General features: G+C 57.1%; 17 protein-coding genes. 6 read left to right on the top strand and 11 right to left on the bottom strand.

Going from position 1 to position 25628, the window contains the following annotated elements; all coding sequences use genetic code 11:
• The first annotated feature begins 247 nt into the window (after positions 1–247).
• Complete coding sequence (locus HP564_RS18230) at positions 248–1333, top strand: aldo/keto reductase (RefSeq protein WP_371245247.1); 1086 nt, start codon at positions 248–250, stop codon at positions 1331–1333.
• 89 nt (positions 1334–1422) lie between these two features.
• Here HP564_RS18230 and HP564_RS18225 read toward each other — a convergent pair whose 3' ends face one another.
• From HP564_RS18225 to malE, 4 genes are all read right to left on the bottom strand, one after another.
• Positions 1423–2340: a L,D-transpeptidase family protein gene (locus HP564_RS18225; RefSeq protein ID WP_371245246.1), complete on the bottom strand. Its 918-nt coding sequence runs from the start codon at positions 2338–2340 to the stop codon at positions 1423–1425.
• A 395-nt stretch (positions 2341–2735) separates the two neighbouring features.
• Positions 2736–3626, bottom strand: coding sequence for a maltose ABC transporter permease MalG (gene malG, locus HP564_RS18220; protein ID WP_371245245.1), 891 nt, complete (start codon positions 3624–3626; stop codon positions 2736–2738).
• 9 nt (positions 3627–3635) lie between these two features.
• Positions 3636–5168 carry a maltose ABC transporter permease MalF gene (malF, locus tag HP564_RS18215; protein ID WP_371245244.1) on the bottom strand — a complete coding sequence of 511 codons (1533 nt, stop codon included), beginning with the start codon at positions 5166–5168 and terminating at the stop codon, positions 3636–3638.
• 57 nt (positions 5169–5225) lie between these two features.
• Positions 5226–6419: a maltose/maltodextrin ABC transporter substrate-binding protein MalE gene (malE, locus tag HP564_RS18210; protein WP_371245243.1), complete on the bottom strand. Its 1194-nt coding sequence runs from the start codon at positions 6417–6419 to the stop codon at positions 5226–5228.
• 362 nt (positions 6420–6781) lie between these two features.
• On the opposite strand from malE, the gene malK reads away from it, so the two are divergent.
• From malK to malM, 3 genes are all read left to right on the top strand, one after another.
• A complete protein-coding gene (malK, locus tag HP564_RS18205; protein ID WP_371245242.1) occupies positions 6782–7891 on the top strand; it encodes a maltose/maltodextrin ABC transporter ATP-binding protein MalK in 1110 nt (369 codons plus the stop codon).
• Between the two features lie 41 nt (positions 7892–7932).
• Entirely contained in the window at positions 7933–9234 is a 1302-nt protein-coding gene (locus tag HP564_RS18200; RefSeq protein ID WP_371245241.1) for a maltoporin, read from the top strand.
• A gap of 112 nt (positions 9235–9346) precedes the next feature.
• Positions 9347–10261, top strand: a complete 915-nt coding sequence (gene malM / locus HP564_RS18195) for a maltose operon protein MalM (RefSeq protein WP_371245240.1) — start codon at positions 9347–9349, stop codon at positions 10259–10261.
• A 214-nt stretch (positions 10262–10475) separates the two neighbouring features.
• Here malM and malQ read toward each other — a convergent pair whose 3' ends face one another.
• Positions 10476–12539 (bottom strand): 4-alpha-glucanotransferase, encoded by a 2064-nt coding sequence (gene malQ, locus HP564_RS18190; protein ID WP_371245239.1) that lies wholly within the window; start codon positions 12537–12539, stop codon positions 10476–10478.
• Between the two features lie 8 nt (positions 12540–12547).
• Positions 12548–14950 carry a maltodextrin phosphorylase gene (malP, locus tag HP564_RS18185; RefSeq protein ID WP_371245238.1) on the bottom strand — a complete coding sequence of 801 codons (2403 nt, stop codon included), beginning with the start codon at positions 14948–14950 and terminating at the stop codon, positions 12548–12550.
• 279 nt (positions 14951–15229) lie between these two features.
• On the opposite strand from malP, the gene malT reads away from it, so the two are divergent.
• On the top strand, positions 15230–17932 hold the full coding sequence (malT, locus tag HP564_RS18180; RefSeq protein WP_371245237.1) for an HTH-type transcriptional regulator MalT: 2703 nt from the start codon (positions 15230–15232) through the stop codon (positions 17930–17932).
• A 12-nt stretch (positions 17933–17944) separates the two neighbouring features.
• Here malT and HP564_RS18175 read toward each other — a convergent pair whose 3' ends face one another.
• The 5 genes from HP564_RS18175 to HP564_RS18155 all read right to left on the bottom strand — a co-directional run bounded on the left by HP564_RS18175 (position 17945) and on the right by HP564_RS18155 (position 24246).
• Positions 17945–18439, bottom strand: a complete 495-nt coding sequence (locus HP564_RS18175) for a hypothetical protein (RefSeq protein WP_371245236.1) — start codon at positions 18437–18439, stop codon at positions 17945–17947.
• 47 nt (positions 18440–18486) lie between these two features.
• Complete coding sequence (locus HP564_RS18170) at positions 18487–20847, bottom strand: fimbria/pilus outer membrane usher protein (RefSeq protein WP_371245235.1); 2361 nt, start codon at positions 20845–20847, stop codon at positions 18487–18489.
• A gap of 19 nt (positions 20848–20866) precedes the next feature.
• On the bottom strand, positions 20867–21556 hold the full coding sequence (locus HP564_RS18165; RefSeq protein ID WP_371245234.1) for a fimbria/pilus chaperone family protein: 690 nt from the start codon (positions 21554–21556) through the stop codon (positions 20867–20869).
• A gap of 53 nt (positions 21557–21609) precedes the next feature.
• Positions 21610–22299 (bottom strand): DUF1120 domain-containing protein, encoded by a 690-nt coding sequence (locus tag HP564_RS18160; RefSeq protein WP_371245233.1) that lies wholly within the window; start codon positions 22297–22299, stop codon positions 21610–21612.
• 498 nt (positions 22300–22797) lie between these two features.
• A complete protein-coding gene (locus HP564_RS18155; protein ID WP_371245232.1) occupies positions 22798–24246 on the bottom strand; it encodes a cytosine permease in 1449 nt (482 codons plus the stop codon).
• 281 nt (positions 24247–24527) lie between these two features.
• Here HP564_RS18155 and rluF point away from each other — a divergent pair, with 281 nt between their 5' ends.
• Positions 24528–25430 (top strand): 23S rRNA pseudouridine(2604) synthase RluF, encoded by a 903-nt coding sequence (rluF, locus tag HP564_RS18150; RefSeq protein WP_371245276.1) that lies wholly within the window; start codon positions 24528–24530, stop codon positions 25428–25430.
• Positions 25431–25628: the final 198 nt, after the last annotated feature.

Here is a 25628-nt window from a genome sequence, read left to right as displayed (position 1 = left end):
GGCATTTCGCCTTGTCATTGTGCGACCCACCGTGTGATTCGTAAATACAGACTGATATCACTACAGGTGACGATTAATGAGTGGGCGCAATGACAAGCTTATCCGGTTATCCTCCCTGCCTGTCAGCATGCATGCTATTTGCGCCGTATCCAGTCTTCTCCTACGCTTTTTCCCCTGAACAGATAAAACATCTGTAAACCCCGTTGCGATTACGATCGCCTTTTTGCGCAGTAGAGGAGGAAAGTAAATGCAATACCGGAAACTGGGTCACTCAGGCCTGCTGGTCTCGCAGTTTGTGCTAGGTACCGTCCCGTTCGGCGGCAAAGCAGGATTTGAAAAAACCGGCAACGTTAATGCCAGCGAAGCGCGCCGCTTTATCGATATTGCGCTGGATCACGGCGTCAATATGATCGATACCGCCGATCTCTATTCAATGGGCGGTGCGGAAGACGTGGTGGGTGAGGCGCTGGGTGATAAACGTGACAACGTCATTCTGGCAAGTAAAGCGCGCAGCCCGCTCGGCGACGGTCCAAACCAGAGTGGGGCCAGCCGTTATCATCTTATAACCGCATGCGAAGCGAGCCTGCGTCGGCTCAAAACCGATCATATCGACCTTTATCAGATCCATAACTGGGATGGCGTCACCTCGGTTGAAGAGACGCTGCGCGCGCTGGAAGACCTGGTGAAAAGCGGCAAAATTCGCTACTTCGGCACCTCAAACTACACCGCATGGCAGATGATGAAGACGTTAGGCTGCGCCAGCGAGCAGCAGCTGCTCAAACCCGTTAGCCAGCAAATCTACTACACGCCAGAATCGCGAGAAGCGGAGTTCGAGCTGCTGCCGATGGCAATTGACCAGCAGATCGGCACGCTGATCTGGGGGCCGCTGGGCGAAGGTCTGCTGACCGGCGCGGTCAGCCGTCACGGTAATGCACCCGAATCAACGCGACAGGGCAGCGGCTGGCCGGAACCCTACGTGCACGATATGGAGCACGCCTATAATGTGATCGAGGTGCTGGAGCAGGTCGGGAAAGAGATTAACGCCTCAATCGCACAGGTCTGTCTGGCCTGGCTGGCAGAGCGTCCCGGCGTCAGCGCGCTGATCGTCGGCAACCGCAGCGAAACTCATCTGCGTGAAAACCTTAACGCTTTCGGGCTAACCCTGAGCGATGAGCAGCGCCAGCGCATTGAACGCGTGACGCGCCCCGCACCGCGCTATCCCTACTGGCACCGCTTCACCAGCGGCATGGACCGTATCGATCCGGCGGAGCAACCTTTTCTGGACGAATACCGTCAGACTCTCGACGAACGCAAAGATCAGTCGCAGAAATAGGCCACAGGCTGGCCACGCCAGGTGGCCAGCCTTTGGGCCTGCCATTAACAACCCCGGCATTCGCTATCCATACTCCCACGATGCTGACATTAAAAGCGGGAGATTTTTACCGGCATACCGGAACGCCTGTTCATTGCTTCATCAATAATGGCCGGATCGCTGTGTCCGGTCTGAATTGCTTTTAAAAGCTCAGGATTGACAGGCAGCGGAAGTTTCTCGCTGGAGGCTAAATCCGCCTCGGTTTGCGACAGTGGCTCATGTACTTCCAGCCAGCGCGATCCATCTTTTTCTCTGGCAAGTTTCACGGGCTGATTGATAAATTGCACGCGCGTGCCCACCGGAACATGGTTAAACAGATACTCGATATCCCTGTCTCGCAGCCGAATACAGCCATGACTCACGCGCAAACCAATACCGAAATCAGCATTGGTGCCGTGAATGGCATACTGCCTGCCTATATATAAGGCATATTTTCCCATCGGATTTTGCGGGCCGCTCCCAACAGTCGCGGGTAACGAAATCCCGTCTTTCAGATAATCGGCTCTTTCATGCCGGGTGGGCGTCCAGGAGGGTCCCGCTTTTTTACGTTCAACCCGGGTTACCCAGTTAACAGGCGTGATGCCATTTATCATGCCGATCCCCACCGGCAGTACCACCACCGTATTTGTTCCTTTGGGATAGTAGTAAAGCCGCGTTTCGGCACTGTTAATCACGATACCCTGGCGAGGCGCGTCGGGCAGGATAATCTGCTGCGGAATAACCAGCTGCGTTCCTCCCTTTGGCAGCAAGGGATCGACGCCTGGGTTGGCCTCCAGTAAATTGCTCAACCCCGTGCCATATTGGGCGGCGTAATATTCCAGCGGGCGGCGGTTTCCTTCAGGGAGGGTAATAGTGAGTGTGCGACCAACAAGATAATTTCCGTTTGCCGGCAGAGGATATGTCAGGGCACAGGCCATCTGGCTGATAAGCCCGGAAATCAGAACGGCGAATGAAAGAAAGCGGGACATGGTTTTCCACCCGTAAACGATGACAACATAGCGGCGATCTGTGCGTTATAACGCACGACCGGAGCAGCATAATGCCCTGTACGCGTTGCTGCAACTTCTACCCCGCCGTTTCACCTTTTGTTTAAAAAGCGTGTAGTTTCTTCGCGCATACCGCGCGCGTTGCGCTATCAATGATTCGGATGAAATCTCCATTATTGCGTCTTGCTCATCACCTTCGCCTGATGCCCGGGGATATATCGGCGCCGCAGGAAAATATGTCTGGAAAATGACGTCTCAGGACTGAGGGAGTATCCGCCGGCGCACCCGCAAAAATAAAAACGGCGGCCCGTAGGCCGCCAAAAACCCTCAATAATGGTTAGTATTGAGGAAGCAGTGGCACTGCAATGATGAAGAGATTAGCCCTTCACGCCGCCCGCCGTCAGGCCGCTGACCAGCCAGCGCTGCGCCAGTAAAAACACCAGCGTGATCGGGATAGCAGAGAGCACGGCAGCGGCGGCAAAATCGCCCCACAGATAGTTCTGTGGATTAAGATACTGCTGCATACCGACCGCCAGGGTATAGCTGTTAACGTCCCGCAGCAGCAGCGAAGCGACCGGCACTTCCGTTACCGCAGCGATAAATGCCAGAATAAACACCACCGCCAGAATGGGCACGGAGAGCGGCAGCAGCACCAGACGAAACGCCTGCCAGGGCGTGGCACCGTCCAGTGCGGCAGCTTCTTCCAGTGAGCCGTCGATGGTTTCAAAATAACCTTTAATCGTCCAGACGTGCAGTGCGATGCCGCCCAGGTAGGCAAAAATCACGCCGCCGTGCGTATTCAGTCCCAGGAACGGCAGATACTGCCCCAGCCGATCGAACAGTGCATAGAGCGCCACCAGCGACAGCACCGCCGGAAACATCTGGAAAATCAGCATTCCTTTTAACAGGGTGGCACGTCCGGCGAAACGCATGCGAGCAAAAGCATAGGCGCAGGTGGTGGAAAGTGCCACTATGCCGATTGCACTAATGCCCGCGATCTTTACCGAATTCCACAGCCAGAGCAGCACCGGGAAGGGGGGCGGTGTGACGCTGCCGTCGGCGTGCGTCACGCTGAAGCCCAGCGCCAGCCGCCAGTGTTCCCAGGATATCTGCTCCGGGATCAGGCTGCCGGTGGCGAAGTTTCCGGTGCGCAGCGAGATGGCGATAACCATCAGCAGCGGAAAAAGAATCGCGGCGATAAACGCCATCAGCAGCAGATGGGTGAGCAGCAGACGCAGCTTCTGCGATTTGGGTTGTACCATAGCCATAACGCCTCCTTAGTCAAACTTCATCCGCACGGCTTTCAGATTAATTACCGCGAGTGCCCCCACCAGCAGAAAGATCAGCGTGGCGATTGCCGCCGCCAGGCCAAAGTCCTGCCCGCCACCGCCCTCAAAGGCGATACGCCACGTATAGTTCACCAGCAGATCGGTATAACCCGCCGGGGTGGTCGTGCCCAGGCGGTCAGGCCCGCCATTGGTCAGCAGCTGTACGAGCACAAAGTTATTAAAGTTAAACGCGAAACTGGCAATCATCAGCGGCATCAGCGGCTTCAGCAGCAGCGGCAGGGTGATTAAAAAGAAGTTTTGCAGCGGTCCGGCGCCATCCATCGCTGACGCTTCATACAGATCGTCCGGTATCGCCTTCAGCAGCCCCATACAGAGGATCATCATGTAGGGATAGCCCAGCCAGGTATTGACGATAATCAGCATGCTGCGAGCCAGCAGCGGGTCGCTAAACCAGGCAGGCTGGAAGCCAAACAGCGCGTTGAGCAGCACATTAATCTCACCAAAGCTCTGGTTAAACAGCCCTTTAAAAATCAGTATCGAAATAAACGCTGGCACGGCATAGGGCAGGATCAGCATCACGCGATAGATCGCTTTGCACTTTAGCGCCTCCCACTGCACGAGGCAGGCAAGCACCATTCCCACCGCGACGGTCAGCAACACGGTCAGCAGGGAAAAGAGCAGCGTCCAGCCGAAGATAGCCAGAAAAGGCTTCTGTATGCCTTCATCGGTAAAGACCCGCACAAAATTTTTCCAGCCCGCATTCACCGTAAAGCCGGGGCTAAGCTGCTCACTGCCCCAGCTGCCGTCTGCGTTGACGCGCTGAAAGAAGCCGGTTTCCTTATTGGCCTGAAAGAGCTCACCACTTTGCTGATTTTTGAGCCGCCGATCGTCGATCAGCTGATAGAGCGGCCGCGTGCCGGAGAACTGCCGCAGTGAGCTGAGCACCAGCTCGCGGCCGTCCGGCAGGCGGGCGCGGACCTGGCTCAGGGCTTTTCGGTTGCCGGTCACAACCTTCAGCGTCGCACGCTGGCCGGCTGGCAGTGTGGCGCGCGTCAGGCTGAGCTGCTGCTCGCCGCCAAAGGCGAACGGCGGCGAGACATAATGTTCACTGTCGTCGCTCAGCACCAGCTGCCAGCGTTCGCCCGCCGAATAGAGCGCGAAATTCATACCCGCGCCATCCTGATACTGCCGACTCAGCAGCACCTGCTGCGCACGCTCCTGGGTCAGCTGGTTGGTACTGCTGTAGTTGGTAAAGGCGATGGCCACGGTGCAGGCGAGGGGAAACAGTACAAACAGCGCCATCCCGGCCAGGCCGGGATAGACATAGCGCCAGGCGTAGGCGCGCCTGTTCGCGTAAATCCCGATCCCCGTCGCGCTGACGATCAGCGTCAGCAGCGCAAACAGATATTCGCCCTGCGCATACATCAGCACCAGAAGGTAGCCGACCAGCAGACAGCAGATCCCGACGAGAACGCGCTTCAGCAACTGGCCCGCGCGGCCTGTTTTCGGTTTTTCTGACATGATTCGGTTCCTTAACAACCCGTGATAAGCCGGCGCAAACCGGCTTTAGAGGAAGCATTACTTGTTCAGGCGCGCCTGAGCATCTTTCAATGCGGCATCGACGCTTTGGCGGCCGCTCAGGGCGTTAAGCGTGGCGGTGCGCATCGCATACCAGAAGGCGGCCATCTGCGGGATGTTCGGCATAATATCGCCGCTGCGTGCGTTGTTCATGGTGGCAGCGATACGCTCATCTTTTTCCAGCGTCTGCTGGAAGGATTTCAGCGCCACCGCTCCCAGCGGCTTATCTCTGTTCACCGCGTCCAGCCCGGCGTCCGTCAGCAGGTAATTTTCAAGGAACTCTTTTGCCAGCTCTTTGTTTGGACTGGCGGCATTGATCCCGGCGCTCAGTACGCCGACAAAGGTTTTAGACGGTTTACCGTTCAGCGTTGGCAGTAGCGTCACGCCGTAGTGAATGCCGCTCTTGTCGATATTGCTCCAGGCCCAGGGACCGTTGATGGTCATTGCGGTCTGCCCCTTGTTAAACGCCGCTTCAGCGATTGAGTAATCGGTATCGGCGTTCAGGGTTTTCGCTTTAACCTGATCGACCAGGAACTGCATGCCTGCTTTCGCCCCTGCGTTATCGACACCGGTCTCTTTGACGTTGTAGCCGCTGTCGTTCTTTTTAAAGGCGTAAGCGCCACCCGCGGCCAGCAGTGGCCAGGTAAAGTACGGCTCCTGGAGGTTGAACATAATGGCGCTTTTGCCTTTGGCACGCATCTGCTTGTCAATGGCTGCCATCTCTTCCCAGCTCTTTGGCGGGGCAGGCAGCAGATCTTTGTTATAAATCAGCGACAGCGACTCAACCGACACCGGGTAGCCGATCAGCTTGCCGTTAAAGCGCACCGCATCCCAGGTAAAGGGAAAAAGTTTCTCCTGAAAGCTTTTATCCGGCGAGATCTCGGCCAGCAGACCCGACTGGGCATACCCGCCAAAGCGGTCGTGCGCCCAGAAAATAATATCCGGGCCGTCGCCTGTGGCAGCTACCTGCGGATACTTCTCTTCCATTTTATCGGGATGCTCGACCGTGACGTGAATGCCGGTGTCCTGCTCAAACTTTTTGCCAACTTCGGCCAGCCCGTTATAGCCTTTATCGCCATTGATCCAGATAACCAGTTTTCCCTCTTCGATCTTCGCGATGGCCGAGGCCGAAAACAGCATGGCCGTAAGGGCGGAAAGGGCAAAAATACGCGTGCCGGTTTTAATTGTCGTCATAACTCCATCCTGTTAGCGGAAACGGAAATCGTTTTCCCCCACAGTGTGGCGATCCGCTGGGGTTTCTCATCCTCCTGCGCTCTACGCCTGCCTGTGCCAGCGCGTGATCCCCGTAGCAAAACCAGCCGGTTTTCACGGTCTGGCGCACACTCCTGCCGCCGCAACTCTGCGTAGCCGATCACAAAAAAGTGCCCGGCGTCGCTCGCGCTGCCCCGTTGTAACCCTTCTCCTCCTCCTCTCTCATCCCCCAGCTAAACCGTCAGTGGCGGAGGATGTGCACTGACACAACCTTTTCCATAGTGGTCGCCGGAGTCTGTCTGCGGTGATGCAGGCAAGAGTGAGTAAGCGGAGAGGAAAGCATCATGGCGAGCGTCACGTTACGCAATGTCACCAAGGCCTGGGGAGAGACCCTGGTGTCAAAAGACATTAATCTGGAAATTGGCGAAGGGGAGTTTGTGGTGTTCGTCGGCCCGTCGGGCTGCGGTAAATCCACGCTGCTGCGCATGATCGCCGGTCTGGAAACCATTACCCGTGGCGATCTGCTGATTGGCGGTCAGCGGATGAACGAGGTCCCCCCCGCCGAGCGCGGTATCGGCATGGTGTTTCAGTCCTATGCGCTCTACCCGCACCTTTCCGTTGCGGAAAATATGTCATTCGGCCTGAAGCTGGCGGGCGCCAGGCGCAGCGAGATCCAGCAGCGCGTCACTCAGGTGGCGGAAGTGCTACAGCTGGCACACCTGCTCGATCGGCGTCCCAAAGCGCTATCGGGTGGTCAGCGCCAGCGGGTGGCCATTGGCCGCACGCTGGTGGCCGAGCCGCGCGTTTTTTTACTGGATGAGCCGCTCTCTAACCTCGACGCCGCGCTGCGCGTGCAGATGCGCATTGAGATCTCGCGTCTGCACAAGCGGCTGAAGCGCACCATGATTTACGTCACCCACGATCAGATCGAGGCGATGACGCTGGCGGACAAAATTGTGGTGCTGGACGCCGGCCGCATTGCACAGGTCGGCCGGCCGCTCGAGCTTTATCACTATCCCGCGAACCGCTTCGTTGCGGGCTTTATCGGCTCGCCGCGCATGAACTTCCTGCCCGTCAAAGTTACCGCCACGGCGATCGATCAGGTGCAGGTGCGCCTGCCAAACGATCAGCGCATCTGGCTGCCCGTCGAAAGTGCGGGCGTGCAGGTGGGCAGCAATATGTCACTGGGCATCCGTCCTGAACATCTGCTCTCCAGCGACATTGCCGATGTCACGCTGGAGGGGGAGGTGCAGGTGGTCGAGCAGCTCGGAAACGAAACGCAAATCCATATCCAGATCCCCGCTATCCGTCAAAACCTGGTTTATCGCCAGGAGGACGTCGTGCTGGTAGAAGAGGGCGCGCTGATGAGCATTGGCCTGCCACCGGAGCGCTGTCACCTGTTCCGTGAGGACGGGAGCGCCTGTCGCAGGCTGCATCAGGAGCCTGGTGTTTAGCCCTGCAAAACAATAAAAGCAATCACCTCAGGAGATAGAAAATGATCACTCTGCGCAAACTTCCCGTTGCTGTCGCCATCGCGGTGGGCACCCTCTCGGGCCCGACGATGGCGGTCGATTTTACCGGCTACGCCCGTTCCGGCATCGGCTGGACCGGCAGCGGCGGCGAACAGCAGTGCTTTCAGGCCACCGGCGCACAAAGTAAATATCGTCTGGGCAACGAATGCGAAACCTACGCTGAGCTGAAGCTGGGTCAGGAAGTGTGGAAAGAGGGCGACAAGAGCTTTTACTTTGATACCAACGTCGCTTACTCCGTTTCTCAGCAGAATGACTGGGAGGCCACCTCGCCCGCCTTCCGTGAGGCCAACGTCAAGGGTAAAAACCTGATTGACGCGCTGCCAGGCTCAACCATCTGGGCCGGTAAACGCTTCTACCAGCGTCATGACGTGCACATGATCGACTTCTACTACTGGGATATTTCCGGTCCGGGTGCCGGTCTGGAAGATGTGGATCTCGGGTTTGGCAAGCTCTCCTTTGCGGCCACGCGCTCCTCAGAAGCGGGCGGCTCTTATACCTTCTCCAGCGATCGCATCCGCGATTACGCCACCAGCACCGCCAATGACGTTTTCGACGTCCGTCTGGCCGGTCTGGAAACTAACCCGGATGGCGTGCTGGAGCTGGGCGTCGATTATGGCCGCGCCAACGCCCGCGACGGCTATCGCCTGGACGACGGTGCATCAAAGGATGGCTGGATGTTTACGGCGGAGCATACCCAGAGCATGCTCAAGGGCTACAACAAGTTTGTGCTGCAGTACGCTACCGATGCGCTGACGTCGCAGGGCAAAGGGCTGCCGCAGGGCACCAACATCAACAACAACGGCAGTATGTACCGCGTTCTCGATCACGGTGCAATCTCGCTCGCCGACCGCTGGGATTTGATGTACGTGGCGATGTACCAGAATACCGATCTCGACAACAACCGCGGCACCGAGTGGTACACCGTTGGCGTGAGACCGATGTATAAGTGGACGCCGATCATGAGTACCCTGCTGGAAGTCGGCTACGACAACGTCAAATCGCAGCAGGTGAGTGAACGCAACGGCCAGTACAAAATCACGCTTGCCCAGCAGTGGCAGGCTGGCGACAGCATCTGGTCACGTCCGGCGCTGCGCCTGTTCGCTACCTACGCCAAATGGGATGAGAAATGGGGCTACAGCAAAGATGCCTCCGGCGATCTGACCTCGCTGGCCGCAGCGGACAGCACCGGCAACGGCCTCTTTACCAACAGCCGCGGCGACAACGATGAGTGGACGTTCGGCGCGCAGATGGAAATCTGGTGGTAAGCCATTCCTGACCTGAATAACAGAAGCCGTACGCCTGACGTACGGCGTTTCAGGGCAGCCGCGGCCATTGCCTGGCCTGGCGACTGTCCCACAGCCTGTTGAGAGCAAAAAAATGAATAAGAAAACGCTTACCGCGCTCTGCCTGAGCGCAGCACTGCTGACCAGCCTTGCCTTGCCCGCGCACGCTGATATCAACCTGGTGCCGCAGGATCTTTCTGCCGCCCCCGCCATCCCTGCGGCCACGCTACAACGCCTGAGCTGGCAGCCCGCCGATACCTCGCGCGCGCAGACGGCCCTGCTGTCGCAGGGAGGTACACAGCTCAATGTAGCGGGTATCACCGGGCCGGTTGCCGCCTACAGCCTGCCTGCGAATCAGGGCGAGCTCAGGGTAACGCTGAGCAGCGAGGTAACACACAATCAGGTCTTCGCCCCTAACGTGCTGGTGCTTGATGAAAACCTGCGCCCCGCCGCCTGGTTCCCGAGCCGCTTTTTTACCTACCAGCAGCCGGGCGTCATGAGTGCAGACCGGCTGGAAGGCGTGATGAAGCTGACGCCGGCGCTTGGCCAGCAAAAAATCTATCTGCTGGTCTTCACCACCGCGCAGGATATCAGTCAGACCACCACGCTGGTCGATCCGGCAAAAGCCTACGCCAGAGGCACCGGCCATGCCGTGCCTGACATCCCCGATCCTGTGGCGCGTCACGGCCTGAACGGAAAAATCAGGCTGAAAGTCTCGACCAGCGCCGCGTCCTCGATTCTGGTGGGCCCGCTGTTCGGCTCCTCTGGTCCGGCACCGGTCACGGTCGGCAACACGCAGCCGGTAATCCAGTCCGCAGTGCATACCACGCCCGCCACATCGTCTGCTCCGCTGGTGGACGATACCGAGAGCTACTTTAATCAGAGCATTCGTCAGGCAGTGGATCAGGGCAATATCGATAAAGCCCTTAAGCTGCTGGACGAGGCGGAACGGCTGGGCTCAACGTCGGCGCGCAAAACCTTTATCAGCAGTGTTAAAGGCAAGGGGTGAAGCTGCCCCGACAGTGCTGAGTTGCCCCACCTGGTGCGCTACGGCGCACCTTTTTTACAGGTGTATCGCTTGTTAAAAGGCCGTTGTTTGTCGCAAGTGCAACGTACTGAGCGGTGATATGGTCGCCTGAAAGAATCGCGTCGTATTAAAACCGGCCAGGAAAACCTGACGGAAATAGTCGTCAGCCCGCACGCAGCGAGCTGACGGTTATCCGCTATTTCATCCTCTTCCTGCCGCGATCCACCTCTGCCAGCAGCCTGTCAACGGTCGGATCGCTGAACATCTCCTCCAGCGTTGCGCTGAGTTTGCGCCGCCAGTTCGGGTAGCTGTCGGTGGTGCCAGGCACGTTCACCGGCGTCGCCATATCGAGCCACTCTTCCGGCTGCAGGCCAAGCAGTGCGCTCTGCGTGCCCGCCAGGTAGCGTATAATCGCCCGGCTGAGGAGGCTGGTCATGCGTGCTCCGCCACGCAGATAGCGCTGGCGCGGTGGCAGATCACCGCTGCGCAGCAGCGTCTGCGCCAGCGCCTTTCTTGCCGCCAGTCGATCGCGACAGAGCCCGGCCAGAATGACCTTATCGGGATAGAGCCCCAGCTCGCTGCCAAGGCGCAGATCGTCACTGTGCCACCAGCCGCGCAGCGTCGGCATATCGTGCGTTGTCGTTACCGCCATTGCCTGGCGCGGCCACTGTGCTGGTGCGCGAAAAGCCCGCTTTGACCTCTGCTCAAAAAAGAGCACCCTGTAGGAGTAAACGCCGGCGTCGCGCAGCTTGTCGACAATGGCCTCCGGCACCGTGCCGAGATCTTCGCCGATGACCATACAGCGATGGCGCTGGCTCTCCAGCGCCAGAATTGCCAGCAATGCCTCTACCGGGTAGTGCACATAGGCCCCTTCCGCCGCGCTTTCGCCCTGCGGGATCCACCAGAGGCGCAGCAGCGCCATAACATGGTCAATGCGCAACGCGCCACAGTCTTGCATACTGGCGCGCAACAGCGTAATCCACGGCTCATAGGCACGGGCCACTATGGCCTGCGGATCCATCGGCGGCAGGCCCCAGTTTTGTCCCAGCGGGCCAAGAATATCGGGCGGCGCGCCCACGCTCGCTTCAAGGCAGTAAAGCTCCCGCTCGCGCCAGGTTTCTGCGCCATCGCGCGCCACCCCCACCGCCAGATCGCGATAGAGACCAATTGCCATCTCATGCTGCTGACAGAGCTGCCAGCATGCCGCGAACTGCTGCGCTGCCAGCCACTGGAGCCAGAGATAAAAACGAACCTCATCGCCGTGCTCAATGCGAAACGCCAGAACGGCGGCGCTGTCGGGGTGCTGTAAGGCATCCGGCCAGCTTTGCCAGCCGTGGCTGTCACTGTTTTGCGCTCGTTGCTGGGCATGCAGCGCGTCGAATACCCCCTGACAGAGCAGGCTGTCGCCGCCCGCCTCAACAAAGGCGTCAAAAGCCATTACCTCCGCATCCTCCGCATCGCGCTGGCGGAACTGCTGCCAGGCGAGCCGTAACCCCTCCAGCTTCAGGTGCGTTACGGCGCTGTAATTTACCCACCGGGCGTTACGCGCGGCCTGTAGCGCCCGCTGCGTTGTCGCAAGCTGCCACCAGCGCTGTGCCGCCTTGCTCTGCTGGAAATCAACCACGGCGTTAACATCAATGTAGAGAATATTGAGCCAGCGGCGTGAAGAGGGGCTGTAAGGGCTGGCGCTCTCCGGCTCGGCCGGAAACAGGGCGTGCAGCGGATTCAGGCCGACAAAGGCACCGCCGCGCCGCGCCGTTTCGATAATCATCCGGCGCAGATCGCCGAAGTCGCCAATGCCCCAGTTGTTCTCCGATCGCAGCGTATAGAGCTGGATGCAGCTGCCCCACAGCGACTCCCCCGCCAGCAGCGCGGCCGGCTCATAGCAGCGCGCGGGCGTGACGATAATGCAGCAGCTGTCGCGCTGTGCCTCATGCTCCAGCGTCAGCTGGTGATAGCCCTCCGGCAACGCAGGCAGCCCAATCGTCTCGCCTGGCGCGCAGCGGCCTGACCAGCGCTCGCCCGCCTCGCTGATCAGCAGCCAGCTGGCCGGTGTGAAAAGCGTCGGCGAGAGCGCCAGCGGTTCCCCCTGGCGAAAGACAGCCGCGGGCGGCAGCGGCGACGCGCTGGCATCCTGCGGCCGCAGCAGCCCCAGCAGGCGCTCGCGCGTCAGTGAAGAGACCTGCTGGGGGCGGCCGTGAGCGTCAATGTAATCGGGCGCAATCAGCGCTGCGCGCTCAAGATGGTTTGTCGGTTTCATTCTGTTCCTCAGCGCACAGCCTGCCAGATACGTTGCTGATAATCGCGGATGGCGCGGTCGGCACTGAACATGCCGCAGCGCGCGGTGTTCAGGATCGCGGCGCGCGTCCAGGCTTCCGGATCGGCCCACAGCGCCTCTGCCTGCTGCTGAGCATTGAGGTAGTGGCGGAAATCGGCCAGCACCAGCCAGGGATCGCCGCCTTCCGGCCCGAGACTCTTTACCAGTGCGTCAAAGGCGGTGCGGTCGCCGTCGCTAAAGGTACCGTCCTCCAGCGCGGTCAGCGCCCGATCGAGCTGCGCATCTTTTTTCCGCCAGATCACCGGCGAATAGCCCGCCTGCTTCAGCGCGCTCACCTGTTCGACGGTGTGACCAAAGATAAAGATATTCTCTTCACCCACCTGTTCAGCAATCTCCACATTGGCACCGTCCAGCGTGCCAATTGTCAGGGCCCCATTCAGCGCCAGCTTCATATTGCCGGTGCCAGACGCCTCTTTGCCCGCAGTGGAAATCTGCTCGGAAAGATCAGCTGCCGGGATTAACCGCTCCGCTACCGACACGTTGTAGTCAGGAATAAAAACAATTTTGAGACGATCGCCGACGCGCGGATCGGCGTTCACGACACCGGCAACCCTGTTAATGGCGTAGATAATGTTTTTGGCCAGCGCATAGCCCGGGGCCGCTTTGGCACCAAACAGCATCACGCGCGGCGTCAGGTTCGCCTGAGGATCGCTGACCAGGGTTTGCCACAGGGCGATGATATGCAGCAGCATCAGGTGCTGGCGCTTGTATTCATGGAGACGCTTGATCTGCACGTCAAACAGGGCATCGGGCTGCACCTGAATTCCGGTTTTTTCGGCAATCCAGTGCGTCAGGGCAATCTTGTTCTGCTGCTTGATGGCACGGTATGCCGCGCGAAACGCCGGGTCATCGGCCAGCGGGGCCAGATTGCTGAGCTGATCCAGATCGTTGAGCCAGGGGCGACGCAGCCGGTTGCTGATTAACGCCGCCAGCGCCGGGTTGCACTGCTGGATCCAGCGACGCGGCGTTATACCGTTGGTGACGTTATGAAATTTCTCCGGCCACAGCGCGTGATACTCCGGAAAAAGATCCTGTTTCACCAGCGTGGAGTGCAGCGCGGCTACCCCATTCACCGCAAAGCCGCTTACCACACAGAGATTGGCCATGCGCAGCTGCTGGTTATGTACCACCGCCAGCTTCGCCCAGATCGCCTCGTTGCCGGGCCAGCGCGCCTCGACCTCTTTTTTGAGCTGCGCGTTCAGGGTTTCGATAATCATCACATGGCGCGGCAACAGCGTGCGCACCAGCCTCAGACTCCAGCATTCCAGCGCCTCCGGCATCAGCGTATGGTTGGTGTAGGCGAATGTGCGCTGCGTAATGCGCCACGCCTCTTCCCAGCAGAGCTGATGTTCGTCAAGCAGCAGACGCAGCAGCTCCGGGATCGCCAGCGTCGGGTGGGTATCATTTAGCTGAATAACTTCATAATCGGGTAGCGTCTCAATGGTGCGACCCGCCTGATGGTGGCGACGCAGAATATCGGCCAGCGTGCAGGCGCACTGGAAATATTGCTGCATAAGGCGCAGTTTTTTCCCGGCCTGATGATTGTCGTTCGGGTAGAGCACCTTTGTCAGCTTCTCCGCATCAATGCCCTGTTGTTCAGCACGCAGAAAATCACCGTCATTAAAGCGTTGCAGGTTAAAGGGGTGCGCATGTTTCGCCTGCCACAGACGCAGCGGCTGCGTCACGCCATTCCGGAAGCCCACCACCGGCAGGTCCCAGGCTTCGCCCTGTAGCGCAAAGGCGGGTTCCCAGCGTACGATCCCCTGCTCAGTTGTCACCTTGCCGCCCAGACCCACCTGCACAGTCAGCGCGGCGTTATGACGAAACCAGGGGTAGCGATCGCGTCCCCAGTCGTCTGGCTGCTCGTGCTGCGCACCCGCAACAAAATGCTGGCGAAACAGGCCGTACTGGTAATTCAGACCATAGCCGATAGCGGGCTGTCCCGTGGTGGCCATGGCATCCAGAAAGCAGGCGGCCAGACGCCCTAATCCACCGTTGCCGAGCGCAGGATCGGTCTCCTGTTCCAGCAGCTCACTCAGCGCAATGCCGGATGGAGCGAGCGCGTCGCTGACCGCCTGATACCAGCCCAGATTGAGCAGGTTATTACCTGTCAGTCGCCCGGTAAGAAACTCCATGGAGAGATAGTTAACGTGGCGCTGCGTCCCGGTGGCGGGCTGCATGGGCTGCTCCGCCAGCAGCTCGGCCAGCGCGCCGCTCAGTGCATGCCACCACTGCTGTTGATTCATCTCCTGCGCAGCGCGCAGACCAAAACGCTGCCACTGACGCGTCAGCGCGGCGGTAAAACGGGCGTGGTCGAAAGGTTGCGAAGTCATGTTGTGCGTCCTGTCATAACGGAAAGGGTATGCATGACAGTGTGCCTGCCCCCTTGTCATGCCTCCTCCTCCTGCAGGCAATTCATCAGGGAGGATAACGAGGGCGGAGAGGCCAGGGTAAATCTGAAAGAGGGGCAGGAGTGTGATAACACTCGCTTTTGTTAAGCCTGCCTTACAGGTTAGCTTGCATTCGATCCTCGAATCCGTGAACGTGTATGAGGATTAATTACGAAGCGTAAAAAAATGATGCGCTGAACGTTAATGGAGAAGCGTGCGCCCATGTTAATACCCTCAAAACTCAGCCGCCCCGTTCGCCTTGAAAACACCGTCACCCGGGTTCGTCTGCTGCAAAAGCTGACCGCCGCAGGCAACTATCGGCTGCTGCTGATTACCAGTCCGGCCGGCTACGGTAAAACGACGCTGATTGCCCAGTGGGCGGCGGATAAAAAGGACCTGGGGTGGTATTCATTAGACGAGGGTGACAATCAGCCGGAGCGCTTCGCCGACTACCTGATTGCGGCGCTGCAACAGGCAACGCAGGGCGGCTGCGGCCGCAGCGAGACGCTGGCGCAGAAGCGGCAATACGTTAACCTTAACGCGCTATTCGCCCAGCTGTTCATTGAGCTGACCGAGTGGCAACGCCCTCTCTGGCTTATCGTGGATGACTACCACCACATCACCAATCCCGCGATTCATGAGGCGATGCGTTTTTTTCTGCGCCACCAGCCCGACAACCTGACGCTGGTCGTGCTGTCGCGTAATTTGCCTCAGCTTGGCATCGCCAATCTCCGCGTACGCGAGCAGCTGCTTGAGCTGGGCAGCCAGCAGCTGGCGTTTACCCACCACGAGGCAAAAGCGTTTTTCGACTGTCGGCTAAGCGCTCCGCTGGCGAGCGAAGAGAGTGACCGCCTGTGTGATGATGTGGCGGGCTGGGCCACTGCGCTTCAGCTTATCGCGCTCTCAACGCGTCAGGGTGCCGGTTCGGCGCAGGATTCTGCCCGGCGTCTCTCCGGCATCAACGCCAGCCACCTTACCGACTATCTGGTTGAAGAGGTGCTGGATAACATTGATGAGGCCACGCGCCATTTTTTGCTGAAAAGCGCGTTGCTGCGCGCCATGAACGATGAGCTGGTTGCCCGCGTTACCGGTGAGGCCAACGGGCGTATGCGTCTGGAGGAGATTGAGCGGCAGGGGCTGTTCCTGCAACGCATGGATGACTCAGGCCAGTGGTTCAGCTATCACCCGCTGTTTGGATCTTTCTTGCGTCAGCGCTGCCAGTGGGAACTCGCCGCCGAGTTGCCAGCCATTCATCGTGCCGCGGCTGAAAGCTGGATGGCACAGGGGTTTCCGGGTGAAGCACTGCATCATGCGCTCGCTTCAGCAGACGCGGATATGCTGCGCGACGTGCTGCTGAAGCACGCCTGGACACTGTTCAATCAGAGCGAACTGGCGTTACTGGAGGAAGCCCTGAAGGCGCTCCCCTGGGCAATGCTGCTGGAAACCCCCAGGCTGGTGCTGCTACAGGCCTGGCTGATGCAGAGCCAGCATCGCTTTTCTGAGGTTAACCACCTGCTGGAGAGATTTGAGCAGGCGTGTTGCTGCGAGGTGGATGCGGCCCTGCAGGGTGAGTTTCACGCCGTTCGCGCACAGGTCGCCATTAACGACGGCAATGCCGATGAGGCGGAGCGGCTCGCCCGCCTGGCGCTCAGCGCGCTGCCCGACACACGTCGCTATAGCCGTATTGTGGCCACCTCGGTGCATGGTGAAGTGATGCACTGCAAAGGCGAGCTGGCCCGTTCGCTGGCGTTGATGCGCCAGACCGAGCAGATGGCGCGGCGTGATGAGGCCTGGCACTATGCGCTCTGGAGCCTGATCCAGCAAAGTGAAATCCTGTTTGCACAGGGCTTTCTACAGGCCGCCTGGGAAATTCAGGAGAAGGCGTTCGTGCTGGTGGGTGAGCAGCACCTGGCGCAGTTTCCGCTGCACGAGTTCCTGCTGCGCATTCGTGCCCAGCTGATGTGGGCGTGGGGCAGACTGGATGAGGCGGAACAGGCGGCACGCGAAGGCATAAAAGTTCTGAAGGGCTATCCGCCACAGCAGCAGATCCAGTGTCTGGGCCTGCTGGTACAGTGCTCGCTGGCGCGCGGCAACCTGGATAACGCGCGCAGCTACCTGAACCGTCTGGAAAATCTGCTGAACAACGGCAGCCTGCACAGTGACTGGATCGCCAATGCCGACAAAGTCAGGGTGATCTACTGGCAGATGACGGGCGATGTGCAGAGCGCCAGCCACTGGATGCGGCACACCGCAAAACCCGCCTTTGCCAACAACCATTTTTTACAGGGTCAGTGGCGCAACCTGGCTCGGGCGCAAATTCTGCAGGGCGATCTCAGCCAGGCTGAAGTGGTGCTGGAGGAGCTAAACGAAAATGCGCACGCGCTGCGGCTGATGAGCGATATGAACCGCAACCTGCTGCTGCTCAATCAAATCTACTGGCAGACCGGACGCAAAGCCGAGGCGCAGCAGGCGCTGATTGAAGCCCTGAAGCTGGCGCGCGGCACCGGTTTTATCAGCCACTTCGTAATAGAAGGCGAGATCATGGCGCAACAGCTGCGCCAGCTAATCCAGCTGAACACGCTGGAGGAAATGGACAACCATCGCGCGCGCCGCATCCTCAATGAGATTAATAAATACCATCGCCATAAATTCGCCCATTTTGATGAGGGATTTGTCAGCCGCCTGCTCAATCATCCGGATGTGCCGGAGCTGATCCGCACCAGCCCTCTGACGCAGCGCGAATGGCAGGTGCTCGGTCTGATCTACTCCGGCTACAGCAACGATCAAATTGCAGGCGAGTTCGAGGTCGCGACAACCACCATCAAAACCCATATTCGTAACCTCTATCAGAAGCTGGGGGTGACCCACCGCGCCGAGGCGATGCACCAGGCGCAATCCATGCTGAAACTGATGGGGTATGTGTAGCTCGCTGTCGGCTCATCGGCTACGGGTCATAAATGCGCCGTTAAGTGACCAGGTTTCACGTTCGTGCACGCGCGTCTCTTTTGAGGGTATCCAGCCTGTCACCGCCACTTTACCGCGCAACTGCGTTCCGGTTGCCGGTCTGTCATGTTGCCAGAAACGCAGGCTGTGACCGGGCGTAAATGCCATTGCACTTCCCCGCTGATCGGCACGCTCTATTGTCACCGGCTGGTTATCAATAGAAACGTCATGCAAAATCAGCGTCGCCCGGCCATTTGCCCCGAAAAGATAACTTTCGCTGTCTTTAGCCGCGCCGGTAAACGCCAGCTCAATCGAAGAAGGCTGATCACAGCTCACGGTAATATCGAGTTCGTGCGCGTTCCCTATCCGTAACTCACTGGCGGTAAGCGAATTGCCAGGCAAAGAGAGCAGCTCACCTCGAGTGGCAGGTGCATAGGCAATCTTCGCCTCGCTGAGCTGAACCTGACATTCCGCGTGAGTCGCGCTCATGGCCAGCAGGCAGGATAAAAAAATCAGAGAAAAAAAGAGAGGCTGTCTCACATTACACATCTCGCGGTTAAGGTGGCATAAAGTGTGCCCGGCGTGTTTGTCCAGGGCGTAAGGAGCTTCACTGAACAGCGTGAGCCGTCTGCTCGCTGGCCAAAAAGAGCCGCGTCAGGTAGATCGTCGAAAAACAGCGTGCCGTCCTCATTCACAAAAGCGACCAGCGTGCCCTCACTGTTTTTTACCGGACTGCCGGGAGCGGGGCGCGCGTCTTCCTGAAAAGTGACCAGCGCGCGGCGCACGGTAAAGGCGGGCATAACGACCGGCACGACCGCACCGCGATAAGGCGTGACATCAATAATCCCGCCGGGAACCTGTACATTTTTAGGCAGACTCTGTGGATTGATCTGCACGGTGTTTTTCTGCCACGCGTTCCAGGAGGCGACGGCGTGTCCGCTGCGATCGCTCCATACCATCCCGCCAGGCGTGCGAATTTCCACATCCGGACGATCGCTGTTCAGGGAAATGATGCCAAAGGTGTCGCCGATGGTACGCGGCGTAAAGGTTATCCCTTCGCCATGCCACACCGCGCCGCCTCGTGCACCCGCGTTGTAGCTGGCCGAGCTCTCACTGTGCGAAAAGCCGCCGCTCAACTGTGTATATTTATTTGTCCAGGTGGCTGAGCTGGCCAGCGAAGCCTCACCGTGCTGACGTTTATCGCCTGATAAACTCCACGCAAACTTATCGTTTACGGTGTGATCGTAACCGATGCCGGTGCGGATCTGTCTGTCGGCATGATTTACCCAGCCGCGCACGTTGCTGTTGTTGCCCAGAGGCACGGAAAAATTCAGGTAGGTGTAGTAGCGCTCTTCACGGTGACGATCGGCAGTGAGGCGGTTTTTCTGTATCCCGAGATTCACATTGACGCGGCCAAAGCTGCGCCCCCACCCTAACGCATAGCCTGACGCCGCGTTTCCTTGCCAGGCATGAGAGAGACTCCCTGAAAAGGTCATTATGCCAAGCCAGGGGTGGCTGTAACTCAGTCCGGCTGCGTATTGCGATTTAATCTGCCCGGTGTCGCCAGCCGCTCTTTTCGAACTCCATGAGCTGTTAGTATCGACATAATCCCGGCTGCGGTAGTTCGCCGACGCTGACAGTGACAGCCGCTGCGTCACTGGAAGGCTGAGCCCTGCCTGCTGATAGAGCCCCTGTTTTTTTCCACCCTGCTGGCCATCCTGACTGGCTAACGAGTAGGTTTGTGTTAACGTCGCCAGCAGATGATCGGTGAGACGCATGCTGGCACGCCAGGCACCTGCCTGATAGTGTTCACTGGCAAGCGCACCGACCGACAGCGCCATTTTGCTGTTATGAAACACGCCTGTGGAACCCATCACGAGCGGATAGGTATCCTGCGTCAGGCGCAGGCGGCCCATAACCAGAGAGGGTCCCGTCTCCATGAGCGTGATAACCGGTCTGGCCTGAATGTAGGGAATGGATTGCTGTTGACGGCCGCCTGCGGCGTCATGGCTGATAATCAAAAACGCATCCTGCTGGTTTATGGCAGGAATGCCGGAAAGGGTGTTCATACCGGCATCTACCGGGAACGTTTTTAACAGAACATCCTTTTGCCAGACCTCAACGGTACCCGCCTGCGCAACAAGCACATCAATCGCCACCTGATTCAGGCTACTCTGGTGCGAGGTCTCTTCCGGTGTTATCTGCGCCCCCGTCAGCGTAATACCGGAAAATAGCGGATCGGCGGAGGTGATTTCACCGATTTGCAGCACCGATGACCAGCCCGGAACAGAGCGTTGCGCATAGCTGTAGAGTCGCGTGAAATTGCTCTGCCGGTCAAAGCGGGAATAGCTCTGACCACTGCGCAGGATCCACTGCTCGATGTTTGCTCCAACTTCCGTGGTGAGCGTATCTGAGCGATAGGCGTTTACGCCATGTGGCTGATACTGATAGCGCCTGGCATCATAATTTATTAGTAGCGCTTTGCCGCCCGTCACATATTCCATATTTTTTAGCAGCGCATCGGCGGGTAACTGTAGTTCAAGGCTGCTGCGATCCACCCGCTGCTTAATGTGGACATCGCTATCCGCTCCAGGCTTCAGACAGGCTGGATCGCTGCTATCAAATCGACCGGCGTCAACACCTAACCGGGCGAGCAAATCTTCAGTCCAGCAGGGCGCGCCCTCCTGATCAAAAGTAATGACCTGGATCCCTTTATTCTGGTTATTAATAATAATATTCGTTGGGTGGTCGCCGGGCAGGAAATGCGCCTCCCTGCTCAGTAAATCTGCTGCGCTGGCGTCATAGCCCAGCTCTTTTAACATTTCCTGGTCAAATTTTTCTGAGGCTGCCGAACTGGCAGTGCAAATAAAAACACTAACAATTATTATTTTTTTCATTAACCCATAGCGACCTGAATTACAGTTTCACATCATAAGGCGTCGTTAAAATACCAAACCGGGTGACGGGATGCAGGCGAATAGACTTATTGTGGCACGCCATCCCTTGTGAGAGCGGAAGTTGAAACGTTTCGTGCGGTAAAATATACGTTTTCGGTAAAGTCAGGTTTTTACTTCCCGGCAACAGATCAATTTGCGTGGTTAAACGCACCACATAGTCGGTGGGATTGCTGATTTTTATCGCCGTTTCTGAACACGCAGCCTTGACGCCTTTCCAGGGAGTAATATTTACTGGTAAACCGGAAGGTGACAGGATCACCGGAATATTCTGACCAATCAGCACCCGTGCGCGATTTTTTTTGCCATCTTCAGGCGGAATGGAAACGAAATTAAGGCGCTGCATAGTTTGCTGCATTAACTTCACTCCCTGCTTTAATACCACCCGTATTTGTTGTTTTTTTCCCGCTTCCACGCGTGCCAGCTGCGGCGTGACAATCAGTTTATTTTCACGATCTTCAGGCAGGGTTTGCAGAGTCGTGTGTAGCAGCACCGCACTGTTGTCCGTGTTTTCGATATTAATTGTTGCTTCACGGTTTTGATCGTCCAGAAACAGGACAGACGATTCAGGTTTAATTCCGGCTGCCAGCGCGGTAGAGACCGACGTGGGCAGCAGAAGAGCCGTCAGAGTTAATGCGGTTAACTTTTTCATAGTGAGCTCTCGAAATAGCGAAGGCGTAATGCCTTCGCTATGGATTGCAGGAATCAGAGATAAACGACCGAGAAGGTTACGCTGCCGTCGATATTCACCTCTTCACCACCTGGATATTTATCCGATTTTTTCAGATAGATGCCGCTATTGATGGTGTAGCTGGCATTAGTGAGAGCAGCAGGAGTGGTTGAATCGGCTGTTTTACCCAGCGCGAAATAACCATTGTTTTCTACTACCTGAGAAGAGGTTGGAGAAACCGTTTTCATCGTCCAGGCAGATTTGTCGCTGCTGGTCAGCACATTGTTATTTGTCGAACCCTCTAACGTAGCGCCAGTGATGCTCATTAGCATGGTGCCAATTTTTTCACCCGTGCTGTCATTTCCTAAACCAAAAAAGTGCTGATCATTCAGCGCGGCAAAGGTGATGCCCATGGTACTTTTAATGTCTTCAGCATTCATCGCGCTGCTGGTGCGGTTATCAACCGCCTGTACCGCAACCGCGGTAGCGGCATCACACGCTACAGAAAGCGTTACCGGACTGGCTTTTAGCTCATTCATCGTATCAGACAGCGTTGATGCGGCGATCTTTCCAAAATCAACAGATTCGGAGCTCAGCGAAACGTCACAGGCGCCAGGTGAGATCGTTCCCGTCAGAGAGAGAGTTGCCGATTCAGCCGCCTGTCCCGCAAAGCTTGCCGAGCCGAGAGCTAAAGCGATGGCACCAGATAATAAAATTTTACGCATTATATTTACTCCACTTATCGAATTTAACATTGTTCAATAACAGGTAACGGTTTCTCTTCCTTGATAAGAGATTTAATTCCGTTCTTTCTTTAATATTTAAACTAAAACCAGAATGATAAAACGCACCTCCCTGCCCAAAGCCTGTAAATAATCATTTTTACTGGAACCTGTAACACCGGTCTGGACAAGATAATAACATGACACCTGACGCGCACAATTTCTAAAAAGGGCTCAATAATTCTCATTTTAAAACGCAGGAGAATTTCCTGTTAAATATAATTTTCTTTCGGCTCGAAAGCCTGAAAATAGCCTGTTTACAAAGGGAGTTCAGCAAGTGCGATTAACACAAAAGAAACAGAAATTGCAGAATGAGGGGATTTTTACGCGAGGGGCTCTTAATTTTTCAACATTGTTTGATTTACTGTTTAGCTTTCTCCTGCACACCTTCAGGGCCAGGACGCCATACCGACCCTGAAGGCGGAACATTTCATCCCCTGGCTAGCGCCCTCTGAACGCGTCCGACAGAGGATAACGCGTTGCCGATAAGGCTCCACGGCGGTCCCAGCGCGAACATGCCAGCCACAGTAACGCTGTGGCAAACCAGCCAATGATCCACGACACATCATTTCCGGCAAAAATCCAGGTTAATGAGCCGTGGTGCAACGGATTGTCAATAAAGGGCAGCTGGATCAACACGCCAGCGAAGTAGGTCACAATGCCCAGCCCGTTCCAGCGACCATAGCGCCCGTCTGGCTGCGACAGCGCAGGAATATCGATATGCCCTCGGGTCACCAGGTAAAAATCGGTCAGGCTGATGGCGCTCCACGGCACAAAAAAGGCCAGCAGGAACAGCAAAAAGTGGGTGAATGATTTCAGGAAGGCCGGTTCGCTCATCAGGGCAATAGCACAGGCGATAGCCACCATCAGCACCACAAAACCAATGCGGCCGCGCGGGCTAAGAGACGTTTGCTGGCGAAAACCAGAAACGATCGTTGTTAGCGACATAAAGCTGCCATAGGCGTTGAGGGTGGTAAACGTGATCTTGCCGAAACAGATAGCGAAATAGATCACCATTGCCATGGTGGCGCTACTGCCTAATCCCACGATATAGCCCACCTCATTGCCGGAAAAGGCGCTGCCCGCGATAGCGGCAACGATCACGCCCAGCGTCATGGAAGCCTGGGTGCCAAGCACGGTACCCAGAAATACCGCGCTGAACAGCCTTTTTGCTGAAACATCTTCCGGCAGATAGCGGGAATAGTCAGAGACATACGGGCAGAAGGCTATCTGCCAGGAAGACGAGAGCGACACCGCAAGCAGAAAGGTTGAAAAGGAGAAGTGGCGGTTTTGCCATACCTGCGCCAGATCGTGCGTCGACAGCAGCGTGACAAACAGATAAAGAAACGCGAGCACACCGATGATGCTCGCCACTTTGCCCAGTTTATGGATCATCCGGTATCCCAGCACCGCCATCACCACAATGATCAGGCTGAAAAGGATCATCCCGGCGGCATTATCAATATGCAGCAGTTTCGCCATCGCCTGTCCGGCCAGCACCGTGCCGCTGGCGGAAAAGCCAATGTACATAATACATACCAGCACCAGCGGAATGACCGCGCCAAATACGCCGAACTGAATGCGGCTGGTGATCATCTGCGGCAAGCCCAGGCGCGGCCCCTGTATAGCGTGAAGCGCCATTACCGCCGCCCCGATAATCTGACCGAGCAGCAGACCGACGATCGACCAGATCACATCGCCACCCAGTACCACGGCGAGCGCTCCGGTCACGATAGCGGTGATTTGCAGGTTGCCGCCAAACCACAGCGTAAACTGGCTGAACGGGTGTCCATGTCGTTCGCGATGGGGAATATAATCAATTGATCGGGTCTCAGAAAGCCGACGGCCTTCCTCCTCCACGCGCTCTGATGCAGGGAATTCCGCTGACATAGTTGCCTCGCTAAGCTGGAATAAAAGTGATGATCGAACGTTGCTAACCACCGTGACGCTACATGTATATACATGTCTGGATGCTGTCATGCAGCCTGAGAAGTTACAAGATGGCGGGTCATTGGAAATTGTGATGGCGCTGGCAAGGCTGGCATCAGGAAAGCGGGAAAAGGCAGTGGGAATATGCTACATAAGCGCTGTCTGCCGTCGCGTTACGGCTTCAGGTAAAGAATAATGGTCAGTCCTGCCTGATTCACAGGATTTAGCCGCCCGATTATTGTATAGTCCGCGCCTTTTGGAGGTCTCTCTTGCTCAACTCATCCACACGCCTGAATAAATACATCAGCGAGAGTGGCATCTGCTCACGCCGCGATGCGGATCGCTATATCGAACAGGGCAACGTATTTATTAACGGCAAACGTGCGACGGTGGGTGCACAGGTTTTTCCCGGCGACAGCGTGAAGGTGAATGGCCAGCTGATTGAGCCTCGCAGCGAAGAAGATTTGGTGCTGATTGCGCTGAACAAGCCGGTTGGCATCATCACAACCATGGAAGAGGGCGAGCGCAACAATATCCGCGACTTTGTTAACCACAGCGAACGTATCTTTCCTGTTGGCCGTCTGGATAAAGATTCACAGGGGCTGATCTTTCTCACCAACAATGGCGACCTGGTCAACAAGATCCTGCGTGCGGGCAATAACCACGAAAAAGAGTATGTGGTCACCGTTGATAAGCCGATCACCGACGATTTCATTACGGGTATGGGCGCAGGCGTGCCGATGCTCGGCACCGTGACCAGGAAATGCAAGGTGGTCAAAGAGTCCGCGTTTGTTTTTCGCATTACGCTGGTACAGGGGCTTAACCGCCAGATACGCCGCATGTGTAAGCACTTTGGCTTTGAGGTGACAAAGCTGGAGCGTACGCGCATCATGAACGTCAACCTGAAAGGCATTCCGCTGGGGGAATGGCGCGATCTTACCGATGACGAGCTGGCGCAGCTGTTCAGGCTGATTGAGAACTCTTCATCAGAAGATAAACCGGCAAAGAAAAAAGCGCCTGCGAAGAGCAGTCCCGTGAAAAAGCCGGCAACGGGCAGCGCCCCGAAAAAAAGCGAGAAGAGCGACGACCGCACGGGCAATCGCAAACGCTTTACCCAGCCAGGGCGCAAGAAAAAAGGGCGCTAGGCGTCTCTTCCGGAAGAACGCCAGGCTGCGGCGGAACGCGGCGGAGGCATTCGTTGAGCAGCGATCGCTTTGCCTCTTTCCCCTGTGCCCGGTCAGGCGTGACGAACTGTCAGCGCGCAGGGGAACCGCTTTTCCCCTGATAAATAAGCCCTTTATCTTTCCGGCTAAATGCGTGATAGACTCGTTGCAAAAATACCG

The sequence above is a fragment of the Pantoea sp. KPR_PJ genome, assembly GCF_041386365.1.
Taxonomy (GTDB): Bacteria; Pseudomonadota; Gammaproteobacteria; order Enterobacterales; family Enterobacteriaceae; genus Pantoea.
This window is presented reverse-complemented; position numbering and strand designations above follow the sequence as displayed.

What these genes read in the sequence shown, in the direction of transcription:
- HP564_RS18170 (WP_371245235.1), bottom strand. Translation starts at nt 20,847, where the DNA reads ATGAAAAAAATAATAATTGTTAGTGTTTTTATTTGCACTGCCAGTTCG.
- HP564_RS18165 (WP_371245234.1), bottom strand. Translation starts at nt 21,556, where the DNA reads ATGAAAAAGTTAACCGCATTAACTCTGACGGCTCTTCTGCTGCCCACG.
- malE (WP_371245243.1), bottom strand. Translation starts at nt 6,419, where the DNA reads ATGACGACAATTAAAACCGGCACGCGTATTTTTGCCCTTTCCGCCCTT.
- malF (WP_371245244.1), bottom strand. Translation starts at nt 5,168, where the DNA reads ATGTCAGAAAAACCGAAAACAGGCCGCGCGGGCCAGTTGCTGAAGCGC.
- HP564_RS18200 (WP_371245241.1), top strand. Translation starts at nt 7,933, where the DNA reads ATGATCACTCTGCGCAAACTTCCCGTTGCTGTCGCCATCGCGGTGGGC.
- malK (WP_371245242.1), top strand. Translation starts at nt 6,782, where the DNA reads ATGGCGAGCGTCACGTTACGCAATGTCACCAAGGCCTGGGGAGAGACC.
- HP564_RS18160 (WP_371245233.1), bottom strand. Translation starts at nt 22,299, where the DNA reads ATGCGTAAAATTTTATTATCTGGTGCCATCGCTTTAGCTCTCGGCTCG.
- HP564_RS18225 (WP_371245246.1), bottom strand. Translation starts at nt 2,340, where the DNA reads ATGTCCCGCTTTCTTTCATTCGCCGTTCTGATTTCCGGGCTTATCAGC.
- HP564_RS18230 (WP_371245247.1), top strand. Translation starts at nt 248, where the DNA reads ATGCAATACCGGAAACTGGGTCACTCAGGCCTGCTGGTCTCGCAGTTT.
- malG (WP_371245245.1), bottom strand. Translation starts at nt 3,626, where the DNA reads ATGGCTATGGTACAACCCAAATCGCAGAAGCTGCGTCTGCTGCTCACC.
- malT (WP_371245237.1), top strand. Translation starts at nt 15,230, where the DNA reads ATGTTAATACCCTCAAAACTCAGCCGCCCCGTTCGCCTTGAAAACACC.
- HP564_RS18155 (WP_371245232.1), bottom strand. Translation starts at nt 24,246, where the DNA reads ATGTCAGCGGAATTCCCTGCATCAGAGCGCGTGGAGGAGGAAGGCCGT.
- malQ (WP_371245239.1), bottom strand. Translation starts at nt 12,539, where the DNA reads ATGAAACCGACAAACCATCTTGAGCGCGCAGCGCTGATTGCGCCCGAT.
- HP564_RS18175 (WP_371245236.1), bottom strand. Translation starts at nt 18,439, where the DNA reads ATGAGCGCGACTCACGCGGAATGTCAGGTTCAGCTCAGCGAGGCGAAG.
- malM (WP_371245240.1), top strand. Translation starts at nt 9,347, where the DNA reads ATGAATAAGAAAACGCTTACCGCGCTCTGCCTGAGCGCAGCACTGCTG.
- malP (WP_371245238.1), bottom strand. Translation starts at nt 14,950, where the DNA reads ATGACTTCGCAACCTTTCGACCACGCCCGTTTTACCGCCGCGCTGACG.